Here is a 14,439-nt window from a genome sequence, read left to right as displayed (position 1 = left end):
TCTCCTCGTGCTGGGCCACGATGCGGGGCGGTGGTGTCACATGAGCGGGGCGGCGAAGGCGAGCGGGCACTGCGGGCCCTCGTGCCGCCAGGGCGGATCGAGGGCCCGGACCACATCCAGGGCCGAGTCGGTTCCGGGGCGGAACACCCCGTCGGCGCCGAGGGTCTGCCACGCCTCGGCGGCATAGCGCCCGACGCGTGCGCTCGCCGCGTCCGGCGCCGGGCCGGTCGGGGCGTTGACGCGGGCCAGGACGCGGAAGCCGTTGCGGCGCAGCCGGGTCAGGGCGCCGCGCCAGTCCGTGGCGTGCGGGCAGGCCGGAACGAGGCCGTGCTGGCGGGGCGGTGCGGGCGGCCGGCGGCCGACGATCAGCAGGACCCGGCACACCTCGGTGTCGCCGCGGGGCTGGGCGGGCACCGACGCCACGTGGTGCAGCGCGTCCTCCAGGGAGGACACGGTGTCCTGCCGCCGCAGGGCCGGTTCCCAGCCGCCGAGCGCCGCGGGAAGCTCGGCCGGCGGGCGCGCGAGGACCGGGGCGCGCAGCAGGATGCCTTCCTTGGCCCAGGTGCTCTCGTAGTCGGTGTGGTCGTAGTGGCCGACGGCTCCGACCCGCACGGCGGTGCCGTCGTGGTCCCTGCGGGCCAGCAGAGCGGCGACCTCTCCCACGAAGGCGAGGCGTTCCTCGGTCTCCGCCCGGTCGGCGCCGCTGAGTTCGACGGTGAAGAGCAGGTCGAGGCGGGGCGGACGCACGATCCGGCGCGGCAGCCCGGACAGCAGCCGGGGCACGTCGAGGACGGCGGGCTCGGGCAGTCGTGCGCCCTGGTGGCCGGCGGGGGCGATGAGGTCCACCTCGCCCGGCCCGCGCAGCACGAAGGTGAGCCGGGCCGGTTCCATCGCCCCGACCGTGACCTGATGCCCTGTCAGCGCCGGGGCGCCGCTCCCGTCGGCTGCCGGCGTACCGGCGAGGACGGGCAGGCAGAGCGGGGCGTGTACCGCGGTGCCGCCGTACACGGTGACCTCGGTCGTCGCCGTCTCGCCCGGGCCCAGCCGGGAACCCGCGGGGAACAGCACGTGGCTGTGCGGGCGCACGGCCCCGGTGTCCCGGTCGGCACGGGCCAGGAGCAGGGTGTGGTCGGCCAGGAGCGGCAGCGTGCGCAGGAGGCGGCGCACCCTGCGCGGGGCGGCGCGGTGCTCCGGGGCGTCTTCGGCCCCGCCTCGCCCGGGCGCAGGCATGGGCCGGGCGTCGCGGGACGGTTCGCCCGACTCCGCGCTGTCCCAGGGGAGTTCGAGCCGCACGGCGCGCGTGCGCGCCACGACGGCGACGGCGCGCCGCAGCAGCTCCCAGCCCTGCGGGGGCCGCAGCAGGACGAGCACGGGCTGGGGGCCGGCGGGCAGGCTCGTGGTGAGCCATTCCTCCACGGCGGCGTCGAACTCCCCGCGGTCCACGGGCGGGAGCGTGCCGCAGCCGCCCGCGAGCTGGAAGCGGCGCGGTGTATCGCCGGTGTCGAAGGCGGGCAGGATCGCGCGCCAGGTGACGCTTCCCGCGTCGTAGGGCGCCGGGACCCCGGCTTCCGTGACGCCCACCCGTGTCAGGTGCAGTCCGTCGGCCGCGGCCTCGACGAACGACAGTTCCTGCGGCCGTCCCTGGCAGAGCTCGTCGAGCGCCGGGCCGCGCCCGGGCGTGGCGGGGACGGCTTGCGGGATGGCAGGGGGCGGCGCCTGGTCCGGCTCGGGCGGTCCTCCCCGCACGAGGCCCTCGAGGCGGCGGCGCTCGTCCGGGGCCCGTGCGGCGAGGGCCGCCGCCCGCAGGTCCCAGACATGTTGCGCCGCGCCCAGTGCGCCCTCGGCGTCGGCCAGGTCCCCGGCCGTCAGGGCGCCGAGCACCAGGTCGCCGTTGAGGCGCCAGCCGCAGACCGCGCAGACATCGCGCCGGTCCTCCGGAGTGGCACACACCGGACAGGCAGCATACAAATCACAGCCCCCCGTCATCCGTTCTTCTCCTGGCGCACCACCGCGGTCCGACCGCTGTCGAGGACATGCCTCTGCGGTCGCGGCAGGAGCCCAACTCCCTTTCAAGAGAGACATGATGATGGCAGGTCAGATCTTTTTGCGGGCACCTTCCGTGAACCGCTGACAGAACTCCCCGCGGGCTTCATCATGCGCTCACGACTGGAATCCGGACTCCCGGTCGCCGTCGGCGCCGCGCCGCTCCCCGATACCGGCACGACCGTCCGGACAGACCACTGCACGATCTCGCTCACCGCCCTGCCCCGCATCGGCCGGCGCCGTCGTCGCACGCATGGCGGCGCACGCCCCGACGGTTGATCCGGCAACCCGAACTGCGCCGCGCCCTGCCCGGTCACGCGCTTGCAGCACGTGGCCGGGAAGGAGCGGCGTCCTTCTATTGCAGCGGGTCAGCCGGTCGCGGGCCGGGCACCTTCCGGGCGGATTCCGGCCACAAGCCGCTCCACCAGGGCCGCCGCCTCCGGTGTGTGCACCACGAAGTGGACGTCCCACGACGCCCCGCGCGCCAGCTCCGCCTCGATCGCCGCCCAGACGGCGCCCAGGCTGACGTGCTGCGGCAGTCCGCCACGGCCGGAGCCCAGCAGCGGCAAGCACACCGACCTCAGCGGCGGAGCGCCGTGCCCGGACTCCTCGGCCAGCAGCGCGAAGACCCGGGACACCGCCCTGGTGACGTCGGCCGGCAGCACGTGGTAGTCGTTGGTGCCCGCCCGGGGCACGGCGATCGCGGCGTGGTAGACCCGCCGCACCCCCTGGGCGGCCAGGGCACCCGAAGCGGTGGACACCACCGTGCCGGGCAGCACCGCACGGCCCGACGTGCCGTGCCGGGCGGCCCACTTGCGCAGTTCGTCGTGGAGCGGGTCGTCGATCACGTCACCGGTCACCCCCCAAACGGTCGCCGCCCGCCGCAGCGACGCCGCGACCGAGGACTTGTAGGGCTCGGGCAGCGCGAGGTGGACGTTGGTGGGAGAGACGACGACGTCCACGTCCCGCAGCAGCTCCACGGGGTGCAGGTGCACGGTGAGCGCGGCCTGTCGGCCGCCGGCGAGCACCCGCACCGTGCGGTGCGTGACGACGTCCCACTCCCCCGTGCCGCCGGGTGGTGCTCCCGCTGCGGCCTCTTGCTCCTCCCGCGCCGCCACCAGGCGTACGACGTGCTCGGCGACCTGCCCCAGGACCATCATTTCGTGGTCCTTGCGGAAGCGCTCCACGCTCACCCCGTACAACGAGGCGGCCCTGGCCCGGCGCGAGGAGGCCGGCCAGTCCCGGGTGCCCTGCGCCAGACCCAGGGTGTACTCGGCGGCCGTGCGCAGGGTGCCCGCGTCCAGGAGCGCCACGGCGCGGCGCAGCAGCGCCTCGATGCTCGCTCCGCGCGCGCGGGAGCCCTCTTCGGCCACCGCTTGCGCCGCCGACTCCAGGTGCGGCAGCGTACGTCCGCGCAGTCGCACCAGACCGATGCGTCGGACTTCCCTTATCTCACGGAGAATTGACGCATGGTCAGGGGTGCGCGATGCCATGCGCTCACCATGGCATCACGCTTCTCTGTGGACAAGCGAGCCCGCGGGCGTCACTCCCGGCGCGGGCGTGAGATCTCCGCGCGCAGCGGTTCGAGGTACTCGTTCGCCCGGTCGATCCCCGCGTCGGAGTCCAGTTGCGCGATCCCCGAGTCGGCCACCACGTACGTCCAGCGGTTTGCCGTCGCAGTGCGAGAACCGGTCGTGGAAGAGCACCAGGGCGCGCTGCGGCCGGTTGTGCCGGGACTGCCAGATCAGCCCCATGACGTCGGGGGCCTGCGCCCGGATCTCGCTGGCCCAGCGCCGGGCGGACACGTAGTTGCGCTCGTCCTCCAGGAGCGTCGACTCCTGGCAGACCGCGGCGAGGTCCTTGGCCTCGATCAGCGAGACCAGGATCAGGTCGCACCGGGTGCGCAGCACGCTCAGCGAGCGGCGCACGACCGTGGCGTAGGGGATGCGCCGCTGCCCGGCAGGCTGTTCGAACCGACGGGAGCGCAGCACGCTCTCCGCGAGGGCCGTGGTGGCGGTGTCCGCCAGGTAGAGGCAGTGGTACGGGTCGAGCGGTGTGCCGTCGAACCGGTTGCCGTCCGTGAACTCGAACGGGTCCGCCAGGTTCGGGTTGAACTGGTGCGGCGCGTAGCGCGTGTTGTGCACCCGCCACAGCTCCGTACCGGCCGGGATCACATGGCGCACGGGCCGCAGTTCGAGCTTGGTCATGGGAAAGAGGCCGGTCATCAGTCCCCCTCCACGAGCGCGGTGGCCGCGACGACCAGTTCCTGGTCCCGCCGTCGGCCCAGCAGCGCCGCGGGGGCCCCGCCCAGCCAGGTGTTTCCGCTGAGCCACCAGGCCGCGGCCCCCCAGGGGTCGATGTCGGCCAGCAGCAGCCGGTTGATCCGCAGGACGATCTCGTACGGGGTTCCGCAGCCGGTGGGGAACTGGAACTGCGGGTAGCGCTCGCCGCCTTGCGGGTCGGCGAGCCGGATCAGTTCGGGCGGCGGTGCCGCTCCCCCGCACCGGGCGTGCGCCTCGTCCGCGGAGAGGGCCGGCGCGCGCAGGATGTCCTCCGGGGTGCCGTCGGACATGCCCGGTGCCGGGGCGGGAGCAGGTGTCGCCAGCAGCAGCGCCAGCACCTCCTGCGCGCCCGCGACCCCGGCCGATTCGGGCGCCGCGCCCATCAGCCGTACCGAGTCGGGCAGCCGTGCGGGGTGCTTGTAGGGCAGCCCCATCAGGAGCTGCCGGACGTCCTGCCATGCCCTGCGGAACGCCAAGCCGTCCTCGGGTGCCACCGTGGCCAGCGCCTCCAGCCTGGTGAGCAGCCAGGCGTATTGCTGGTCGCCCAGTGCCGCGCGCACAGCGGTGCGATGTTCCCCGATCAGCCTGAGCGCCCGGCCGACCCCGCCGTCATCCCTCGCGTTCATCCGACCCCCTCCCTGCGTCCGTCTTCGTCGTCCCGGTCCGGCCGGGGTGCCCCTGGTGGATGAAGGCCGCCCACAGCCGGATGTGGTCGAGGTCCGGTCGTTCCGCCTGCCGCAGCAGCACGCCGCCCAGCGATGGCGGGTTCCGGCGGCCGGGGTCGAGCATCCACAGCTGAGCGGCCCGGAGCGCGTCGACGGGGCTGAGCCCCTCGGTGTTCAGGTAGTGGTGGAACACCGCCATCAGCAGGGCCGATGCGCCGTCGTCGGCCGCCCATCGGGATCCGACCACGTCCCGCGCGCCGCCCGAGACGAACGCCGTGGTGAGCGTCAGGGCCTCGTCGTGGTCGCGGGTGCTCAGGTCGGTGTGGCAGGCACTGAGGACGACCAGCGGCCCGTCGGCGGTCTCCTGCCGCTCCGCCGGCCGGTCCAGCAGCCGGGTCACGGTCAGCGCGCCCGGATCCGTGCCGTCCTCGGCCGCGGGCGGCTGCCCCATCGGCTCGGCCAGGTGCAGGGCCGAGACGGTGGGCCGAACACCCGTCGAGCCGTGCGAGGCGACGTGCAGCAGGGAGGCCCCGTCGGCGAGCAGCGCAAGCACCTCCTCCGGGGTACCGGCGACCAGCTCGTCCTGCGGCACGTCGGAGACCTCGCCGCACAAACGGGCCCGCGGATAGAAGGCAGTGCGCAGGGCCATGACCTCGGCCCCGGCATACGCCAGGTCCAGGGTGGGATCGGCGAGCAGGACCGCAGCGGCCGCCGGGTCGCGCGGTGCGCGCCGCACCGTGCGCAGGAACTGCCCGCCGGATGACGCGTAGCTGAACACCGTGCTCTCGCACAAGAAAGCATGCCCGCCGGCGGTGGGCCTGCGTGCGGCGTGCCAGGGCACCATGCCGAGACGGCCACAGGGCACCAGGACGATCCGCAGCGGTTCCTCGGCCCCGGCGCCGCCGCGCGTCAGCCCTTCGTCCAGGGCGGCGACGACCGGGGCGAGGACGTCGTGGGCCCAGTCGCACAGCCCCGCCAACGACTCCTCCCAGGCCCGGGGGGCTGCCTCGTCGTCAAAGTCCGCCGCGTCCCGCAGCGCGGTGGCGTCCAGGTAACGCTCCAGCGGGCCCATTTCGGTACCCGACAGGAGCGGCAGGACCTTGAAGGCGACGCCGCGCTCGGGCGCCACCACGATCGCCGCTCCGGCGTCCGCGTCCTCCCCGGGGACGAGGTAGACGAGCGCGTGGGCGCCGCTCGCCTCGATCCCGTCCGTGAGGTCGGCCAGCGTGGGCGTGCCGAGCAGACCGTCCCGGTCCCGGTCCCGGTAGCCGAGGGCTTCGAGGGCGCGGCGGCGCAGGGTGCTGGGCAGTTCGCTGGGCACCCCCTCCTGCCCGGATCCGCCCTGCTGCGCACCGGGCCCGGTCGCGACGGCGCTGCGCCACGCCCCGGCGAGTTCATGGTGCCCGCCCGCGTCGAGGAGTCCGGGCACGTCCGACGAGGTGGACGCGGCGTGCAGCACCAGGGCCCGGCCCTGTTCGAGCGCGGCCACCGCCTCGTGCAGGCGCCCCTGCGAGGCCGCCCACAGTGCGGCCTGCACGCCCCGGTTCGCCCCGGAGCGGGCGGCGAGAAGTCCGTGCTCCGCACCGGCCTGGAGCAGCACGTCGGCGGCGAGCGCCGTCAGCGCCTCCTCGGCCGCGCTCAACGCGCTGATGTCCTGGACGTCGTCACGGAGCACGCCGCGCTCCCGGTATGCCTCGGCCAGCCTCCACAGCGCCTCGGCGGCGATCCGCGGCGCCTTCCCCTCGCGTACGGCGTCCCGCACCCGCTCCAGTTCCCCGATGAGCACGTCCAGGACGGCCGGGTCGCGGGTGAGCCCGTAGTGCAGGGCCGTGGAGAGCGCGGCGGCGTACACCTCGTCCGCGGACGCATCCGGCGGCGGCGAGACATGGTCGAAGGCGGGCGCAGTACCGCCCGCGAGCGCCGTCTTCAGCAGGCCGAAGTCGGGCACGTGCGGCAGGGACATCCCCTCGGTGAGCCCCGGGCCGATCGTGCGGGCCCCGGCCATGCCCTTCTCCAGGAAGGGCGTACCCAGCCGTACCAGGTCGAGATCGCCCGTGACGGCACCGAGCTGGGTGTGGGCCGCGCCCAGCGTCAGGTCCACGACGAAGCGCAGCGGATGCCCCTCGGCGAAGGACTTGTCCAACTCCTGCGCCTGCGCGAGGAGTTCATGCAGCACTTCGGTGTCCTGCGCCTCGCCCGCGTCGAGCACCTTGGCGTAGAGCGCCTGCGCCCGCCCGACGACGGCAGGGTCCCGGACCCCCGCAGGCAGCGGCCCGTCGTACCCCTCGAAGTAGCGTGCGACGGCGTCCATGTGAGCACGACCCGCGGACCGGTCCTGGATCGTGCCGCCGACTCCGGGACTGATGCTGAGGAGCAGCGCCTTCAGGGCCTCGATCTCGGCCGTCGGATCGAGGCCGGGCGGCGGCTGATCCTGTACGGAACGCAGCTTGCCCAGAAGGTCGTTGAGGGCCTGAGGATGCCCGCTCTGGAGCATCGCGTCGAATCCCCGGGAGGTGGCACCCACCGCATCCATGGCGGCCGCGATGCGCCGGATGTCACCGAGCCCGAGCGCGGCCCAGTCCTCGGGTTCGGCGGCGGAGGGCGCCGGCGCGGTCTGTCCACCGCTCGCCGACCCCTCGCTCGCCGACCCCTCGGTCACCGGTCCCTCGGTCAATGGCCCCTCTTGCCCACCGAACATCTGCCCCATCGTCTGCAGGAGCGTCTGTGCGAACGGATCGCCGGGCGGCATCAGGTCCGCGAGGATCGCGGTGAACTGCGGCCCTGTGCTGGTCCGCATCAGGTCGGTCATCCGCCGGTACTGAGCCAGGAACTCGGGCGGCAGCGGCAACTCGGCTATCTCGTCGGCCAGTTCATGCAGCTCCGTCGCGGCGCTCATTGTCCCGGCGGGCCCGGACCGCATGAGCCAGTCGCAGAACGCCGCCAGGTCGGGCACGTTCCCGGGAACGCCAGGCTGCGACCGGACCGGCGTCAGGAGCGTCAGCAGGAACAACGCCGCCCAGCGCCGCTCCTGCGCCCCGGTCGCGGCGCCGATGGCGGTACGCGAATCCCGCGCGTCACGCAGGAGCCGCTCCGCGCGCTCCCGGTCGGCGGGATCCCCCGCCCCCGCCGACAGCCGCAGGGCGAGCGCCCCGCCCAGCCAGACGTTCACGGCTCCCCGCAGGCCGAGGTCGTGGCCCAACAGTGCGGCCAACTGGTCGAGTTCGGCGATCGCATCGTCGTACACCTTCGGCGGCACCGCCTGCGCCCCCATCGCCGGGACCAGCTTCCTGACCCGCTCCGCCGCTTCCGCCGCCCACGCGCGCAGCCCCTGAACTCCGCCGCTCTCCTCGTCGCCCACCCGCACCGCCTTTCCCCCGAAGCCCGGACCGCCACAACGACTCCACTATGCCGATCCCCCGGACACGGGGCGACGAGATCCCCGGCATTGACCACAAGGCGCCCGGGACACACCCAGTTCGACCCGCACCTGCAGCGGCACCTCGCGCGTGATGTCGTGTTGCTGACTGAACGTCTGGTCCGTAATGGACTACGGGAGTTGGTCTCGCAGGTGGTGCCGGAGGTGGCCGACTCGGCCGCAGGGTGGCGTGCGACGGTGCCACGAAGAGGGAATTAAAGGGGGCTTCATGAAGGAAAGCGACATGTGGTACGTGATTCTTGATCACACTGAGCACAAGCTCAAAGTGCGGCACGTACAGGGGACCAAGGAGGACGCGCGGGAAGTCGCGCGCCAGATCGCGCGTACGCACGTCTGGACGGGTAAAGGGACACGTGAGATTCACCAGGTGGCGAGGACATGTGGTTCGTGGCCTTCCGGCACACATCGGGCCACACCTCCGAGGGGCATGCGTTCCGCGTATACGTGAGCCAGCTGGTGGAGGTCCTTGAGCCCGCTCCTGAGGAAGAAGAGCCCGAACCCCAACGCCGGCGTTTCGGCCGCAGGCATCGGTAACGGTCGGTGCCTGCAAATGAAGTGGGCCACCTTCTGAGGATCGGGGCTTTATGTTCGGGAATCGGCGTCCACGCAGCGCCGTGAGGCAGGTGAGGGGAGCCTGCCGGGTGTCGGCGTGAGCGCCGCGCACGGGCCTACCGGCACCGGTCAGGGCTGGATGTTCTCCAGGTCTTCCAGGAGGGCGGGGTGCTTGGGCTCCCAGCCGAGGGTCCGGCGGGTGTGGGCGCTGGAGGAGGGCTGGTCGGTCGCGAAGATCGGGCCGAGCGGACCGTAGGTCTGCGAGGGCACCGACTCGACCGGCAGACCTAGCCGCCGGCCGATGACCGCGGCGATGTCGCGCACCTGGTCGCCCTCGTCGGCCACGGCATGCCAGGCGCTGCCGGCTTCGGCCTGTTCCAGGGCGAGCCGGAAGAGGACCGCCGCGTCGAGCGCGTGGACGGCCGGCCAGCGCTGGGTTCCGTCGCCCGGGTAGCCGGACACCCCGCTCCGGCGTGCAATGTGGGTCAGCAGGCCGGCGAACCCGCCAGTGCCCTGGTTGTGGACCGTGCGCGGCAGGCGTACGGCCGTACTGCGCACCCCGTGCGCGGCCAGGTCCAGGATCGCCGTGACGGTGCGGCCACGGCCGCCGACCGGTCCGTCGGTCGGCACCAGGTCGGCCTCGGTGGAGGCACGGCCCGGGGCCTGGGGTGTACCGGAGACGGTCACGAGAGGTCGGTTGCTGCCCACGAGCGCCTCGCCGAGAGCCGTGAGGGCGGCGCTCTCCTCGGCGACGTTATGCGCGAGGGCCTCGGGGCTGCTGAAGTCATTGCCGAACGCCAGGTGGATCACCCCGTCGGCCTGACGGGCGCCGGCCCGCAGGACGTCCGTATCGGCGAGGGCCCCCCGCAGCGGCTCGGCGCCCGCCGCCTCGGCAGCGCGCGCGGATGCGTCGGAGCGGGCAAGCGCCAGGACGCTGTGGCCGTTGCCGAGCAGTTCGGCGACGACGGTGGACCCGATCAGACCGGTGGCACCGGTGACGAAGACACGCATGGTGAAACCTTCCCGCAAGTGATGGGACTCTTGTCCCATCACACGCTACCAGGGTGACGGGACAAGAGTCCCATCACATATGCTGGCCTCATGGGCAGATGGGAACCGGGCGCACGCGAGCGCCTTGTCGTGGCCGCAGTCGACCTGTTCACCGAGCAGGGCTACGACGCCACCACGGTCGCGCAGATCGCCGAGCGCGCCGGGGTCACCAAGAGCACCTTCTTCCGGCACTTCCCCGATAAGCGCGAGCTGCTGGTGGCCGGACAGGAGACGCTGAGCCAGCTGCTGACCGAGGGAATCGCCGAGGCACCCGATGACGCCACCCCGCTGGAGGCGGTCGCGGCCGGACTTGAGCGCGCCTCCAGCACCATGGGCCCCATGAACCGCGAGCTCGCCCCGCGCCTGAAGGCGGCCGTCGCCGCCAGCGCCGAGCTGCAGGAGCGCGACGCCCTCAAGACCGTCAGCCTCGCCGCCGCGATGACAACCGCCCTGGTCGCCCGCGGCCTGCCCGACCCCACCGCGGCCCTCGCCAGCGAACTGGGCGTCCTGGCCTTCAAGCGTGGGTTCGCCCAGTGGTCCGAGGGCGAGCGCGACGGCACGGACGAACTCGCCGGATACGTCCTGGCGGCCCTGGACGAACTGCGCGCCGTGAGCGCGTCGCTGGGCTGACCCAACCCAACCAACTGCCCATCGGCGGGCAGCACATCGACCCGTCACCCGTCGGACCTGTTGGCAGACGCGCCTGCGCCACAGCGCACCCCCCTACGGCTTCTTCCTCCTGGTGGCTCGCGTGCGCAGCCGTCGGCAATTCACCATGTCACCGGCCCTGTTAATGACCGTGGGTGATCGCCGGAGGCATGCCGGTTGCGGGTGGTTCCACCGAACCCTGACGCGAAGCGGCCCATCGATCACACGGATGTCGGAGGGCCGAGCTCAGCAAGCTGGGCAGGAGCGGCAGACAGCGTCTCGCCTGGGGAACACCGGACGAGGAGAAGTCCTAAGGCAGGACGAAGCCGTCCGCCAGGTTCCCCCGTGGCGGACGGCTCACGTCCATACGTCCAGAGTTCAGAATCGGTGCAGGCAACAAGGTGCTCTGGCCACTGAGCTACGCCGGCCCGAAGCCGGCGACGGGATTCGAACCCGCGACCGCCCCATTAAAAGTGGAAGTAGCCCGCCCCTGCGCACCTGGACCCCTCCACCGTAGCGATCACCACACGGCGGCGCACCGCATTTTTCTGTCCGCAGCGCACAGAGCCCCCCAGGGGCTTACCGCCCGGGCACGGCCGGGGGCGGCGGCGCAAGGCAGAGCGCGGCGGGATCCTGGGAATCCTCTCGTGTTGTTCGCCGACGGGGCGCTGTCAGCCGCACTGTGTCGTTTCCGGGCGGGGCGTCATACATGCGAAGGGGCCCTGCGGAGCAGCCGGGCGGAGGTAGCGTTCCGGCATGACGCCAGCCCGGCCCCTGTTCCCGCCCTACCCGATCCGCGGCGTGCACGTGCGGCACCTGAAGCAGAACTGCGCGCCGCAATTCGCGGAGATAGCGGTGGACTTCGAGCCCGCAGCGGAGGGCTTCGTCTTCAAAACAGCCCGAGGGCTGTCGGTGGCGTACGAACCCGCCGACAACTTGCCGCGTTTCTTCGCGGCGGCCGCCGCGGGAATCGAGGAGCAGCTGAACCTGCCCGAGCACGGCATCGTGACCGCTACCCGGGTGGTGCTGCGCGGCGCCCGCGCCGACACATTCGGCTCTCACGAACTGGCGTTCAAGGTCGCGGGCTACCTCGCCGCCCGCAAAGCCCTGGAATCTGCGGAGGGTGCGTTGGCGAGGGCGCATGGCAGTTGATGCGAAGGGAGACTGCCGCCCTGCTGGTCTCTTGGTGCCCAGGGCTCGCATGGCTGCCTGTTCCGCGCCAGACAGCAGGAACAGCATTCCTACGATCAGCGAGAACAACGGTGAAATGAGCGCCCTGCCGAGCATCTCCAAGAGGGGCATCTGTCCCGGCCTCAGGCGCGGCGCCCCGGCCGCCCGGAGCACATCGGCGGGGGGTGCGGGAATCTTGTCGAGCGTGCGCCGTTCCGCGGCCTCGGCCTGAATACCCCTGCCGTCACCACGGGTCCGTCAACTGGACCGCGGAGAACTCGAATCGGTGCTCCTGCTCGCTGACCGCCGCCACCGCGCCGAGGTCACTCCTGAGGAAGACCCATGAGGCTTCCCTGGCCCGGCGGATCGAGGCAAACCAGCCGGGCCGCACCCGCAACTCGATCCACGGTGCGAGGTCGAGGCCGGTGAACAGGAAGGCCGTCGTGCGGAAGCCGTGCCGGGCGAGGAGTTCCTCCGCCCACGCGTCCAGATGCTCCCCGGGAGCCTCGTGGTCCAGCGCCGCGGCGGGCTCATGGGACATGCTCCAGAATCCCCGTACGGCATCCAGAGCCCCGTCGGGCACCTCTGCGGACGCCAGGGTGCGCGCTGTGGCGATGTCGGAGGCGTCGCGCAGCATGCGGTCGAGTTCCTGCTTCTCTCGCCGCTCCGTGAGTCTGCGCCGCAGTTCGCTAGTCATCATTGGCCTGCTGGTCATAGAGGTGGTGGTCCGGGTCGACTCGACACGGCCCGCGCCGGATCAAGTTGACGGCCTGCCGGTGGGCGGCGGATCGTCGGCCAGCTTCCGGGCGATGTCCTCAAGGGCCGTCAGATCCGCGGGGGTCAGGCGGTCGGCGAAGTGCCGGCGGACCGAGGTGACGTGGGCGGGGGCCGCCTCGGTGAGCGTTTCCAGTCCCTGCTGGGTGAGCAGGAGCAGACAGCCCCGGCCGTCGGTGGGGTCAGGCGCACGCCGGATGAGGCCACGCGCTTCCATCCGGGTGGCGTGGCGTGACAGGCGACTGCGTGACCAGCCCATCTTGGCGGCCTGCTCGTGGAGCGTGCTGGTGCGCGCGGGACGTTCCGACAGCGTGCTGAGCACCTCGTAGTCGGGCTCGGACAGACCGGCCGCGGCCAAGTCGCGTGCCGTGCCGGACTGTACGGCGATCACCATGCGGCGGAAGGCCCGCCAGGCGCGCTCCTGTTGGGGGTCGAGCCAGGCCGGAGTGCTGCCCGACCATTTCGTTGACATGTAACCAAAATAGCAGCTACGTTCGTTTCCATGTCAATGAAATTGTCGTTACCGCTGACCCGGGTCATGGTCCTCGTGTGCAGCACCCGCCCCGGCGCTCTCGGCCCCGCCATCGGGGCATGGCTCACCCGGGCGCTCACGGCCCGGGCGGCGCAGTTGCATGCCGAACTCGTGACCGTCCGCCTGAGTGACCTCGCACTGCCGTTCCTCGACGAGGAGGAACCCCCCTCCACCGGCACCTACCGGCACGAGCACACCCGGCAGTGGAGCGCGATAGCGGGTGCGGCGGACGGCTTCATCGTCGTCACCCCGGAGTACAACCACGCCATGCCGGCGACCCTGAAGAATGCCCTGGACTACCTCGGCGGCGAATGGGCCTGGAAGCCGGTCGGATTCGTCAGCTACGGAAACACATCGGCCGGCACCCGGGCCGTCCAGCACGCCAAACAAGCAGCGACGGCCCTGCGCCTGGTACCGCTGGGCGCCACTGTCGCGATGCGCATCAGCGACACCACGGAGCGCGGCGAGGTGATCCCGGATCCCGCGCGTGACGCGGCAGCGGTCGGCGTACTGGACGAACTCATCCGGGTCACCCACGCGTTGCGGCCACTGCGCGAGGCAGCCCGCACCGGATCGCTGCCCGGCCCTCTGCCCGGCTCCTACGCAAGGCGGCTGCTCCCGCAGGAGGCCGCGCAGGTCACCGTGCTGCAACGCTGCTGCTGGATGGACGAGGCACTCGCCAACAACACCCTGCGGGTTCCGGCCCTGCACGAATCACCCGACCAGGTACGTGCCTGGCTGGCGCAGTGGCACACCACCGGCCTGTGGCGGGACGGCCGGCTCCTGGCACTGATACGCGCGCGCCGCACCGGCACCGACTGGCACATAGGCCGCCTGGGCGTGGCACCTGACCTGCGCGGCCAGGGCCTGGCCCGCTGGCTCCTGCACAGCGCCGAGCACGCCGCCCCGCCGCAGTGCCGTCGCAACGTGCTGTCCACCGGCTCCCGCAGCCACCGCAACATCGCCTTCTACGAAAGCGCGGGGTACCGCCCGATCGAGTCCGCCCCGGGCGACGACGTCATCACCCTGGCCAAGAGCACCACGCAGCGCCGGCGCACCACCACCCCGGACCAAGGCGACGCAGGGACAGACGGCCCCGCGGTCGGGCGTGATGACTTTCAAGCCGTGCACGGCGCGGCGCCTGCCGGGCCGACTGGCTCGGCCAACACCCCGCGAGGGGACCGGCCGTGAGTGCACACGACGACGGGCACACGCCGCGGCCGGCCGATGCTCTGGCCCGCCACGGCCGCTCCGACGGTCGGCTCGACCAGCAAGTCTGCTCGTCAA

At 72.5% G+C, this 14,439-nt stretch carries 11 protein-coding genes; 3 read left to right on the top strand and 8 right to left on the bottom strand.

What is annotated here, in order from left to right; translation table 11 throughout:
* Positions 1-36 precede the first annotated feature (36 nt).
* The 6 genes from ACWFR3_RS00840 to ACWFR3_RS00815 form a co-directional block, all read right to left on the bottom strand.
* Positions 37-1,950, bottom strand: coding sequence for a hypothetical protein (locus ACWFR3_RS00840; RefSeq protein WP_453732341.1), 1,914 nt, complete (start codon positions 1,948-1,950; stop codon positions 37-39).
* 461 nt (positions 1,951-2,411) lie between these two features.
* On the bottom strand, positions 2,412-3,536 hold the full coding sequence (locus ACWFR3_RS00835; protein ID WP_453732340.1) for a macro domain-containing protein: 1,125 nt from the start codon (positions 3,534-3,536) through the stop codon (positions 2,412-2,414).
* A gap of 15 nt (positions 3,537-3,551) precedes the next feature.
* Positions 3,552-4,268: an RES family NAD+ phosphorylase gene (locus tag ACWFR3_RS00830; protein WP_453732339.1), complete on the bottom strand. Its 717-nt coding sequence runs from the start codon at positions 4,266-4,268 to the stop codon at positions 3,552-3,554.
* Positions 4,268-4,951 (bottom strand): hypothetical protein, encoded by a 684-nt coding sequence (locus ACWFR3_RS00825; protein ID WP_453732338.1) that lies wholly within the window; start codon positions 4,949-4,951, stop codon positions 4,268-4,270. The genes ACWFR3_RS00830 and ACWFR3_RS00825 overlap by 1 nt, the downstream gene beginning before the upstream one ends.
* Entirely contained in the window at positions 4,935-8,348 is a 3,414-nt protein-coding gene (locus tag ACWFR3_RS00820; RefSeq protein ID WP_453732337.1) for a CHAT domain-containing protein, read from the bottom strand. Before ACWFR3_RS00820 ends, ACWFR3_RS00825 begins: the two co-directional genes overlap by 17 nt.
* Before the next feature lie 759 nt (positions 8,349-9,107).
* Complete coding sequence (locus ACWFR3_RS00815) at positions 9,108-9,989, bottom strand: SDR family oxidoreductase (protein ID WP_453732336.1); 882 nt, start codon at positions 9,987-9,989, stop codon at positions 9,108-9,110.
* A gap of 90 nt (positions 9,990-10,079) precedes the next feature.
* Here ACWFR3_RS00815 and ACWFR3_RS00810 point away from each other — a divergent pair, with 90 nt between their 5' ends.
* Entirely contained in the window at positions 10,080-10,658 is a 579-nt protein-coding gene (locus tag ACWFR3_RS00810; protein WP_453732335.1) for a TetR/AcrR family transcriptional regulator, read from the top strand.
* Between the two features lie 774 nt (positions 10,659-11,432).
* Complete coding sequence (locus tag ACWFR3_RS00805; protein ID WP_453732334.1) at positions 11,433-11,828, top strand: hypothetical protein; 396 nt, start codon at positions 11,433-11,435, stop codon at positions 11,826-11,828.
* Between the two features lie 262 nt (positions 11,829-12,090).
* On the opposite strand, the gene ACWFR3_RS00800 is transcribed toward ACWFR3_RS00805, so the two are convergent.
* Both ACWFR3_RS00800 and ACWFR3_RS00795 read right to left on the bottom strand, forming a co-directional pair.
* Positions 12,091-12,543, bottom strand: coding sequence for a hypothetical protein (locus ACWFR3_RS00800; protein WP_453732333.1), 453 nt, complete (start codon positions 12,541-12,543; stop codon positions 12,091-12,093).
* A 60-nt stretch (positions 12,544-12,603) separates the two neighbouring features.
* Positions 12,604-13,092, bottom strand: a complete 489-nt coding sequence (locus ACWFR3_RS00795; protein ID WP_453732332.1) for a MarR family winged helix-turn-helix transcriptional regulator — start codon at positions 13,090-13,092, stop codon at positions 12,604-12,606.
* 30 nt (positions 13,093-13,122) lie between these two features.
* Between ACWFR3_RS00795 and ACWFR3_RS00790 the strand changes: the two genes are divergently transcribed.
* Positions 13,123-14,343, top strand: coding sequence for a GNAT family N-acetyltransferase (locus ACWFR3_RS00790; protein WP_453732331.1), 1,221 nt, complete (start codon positions 13,123-13,125; stop codon positions 14,341-14,343).
* Positions 14,344-14,439 lie beyond the last annotated feature (96 nt).

The organism is Streptomyces sp. NPDC055189, from assembly GCF_053606765.1.
Note: the sequence above shows the minus strand (reverse complement) of the source record. Positions and strands in the feature narration are given on the sequence as shown.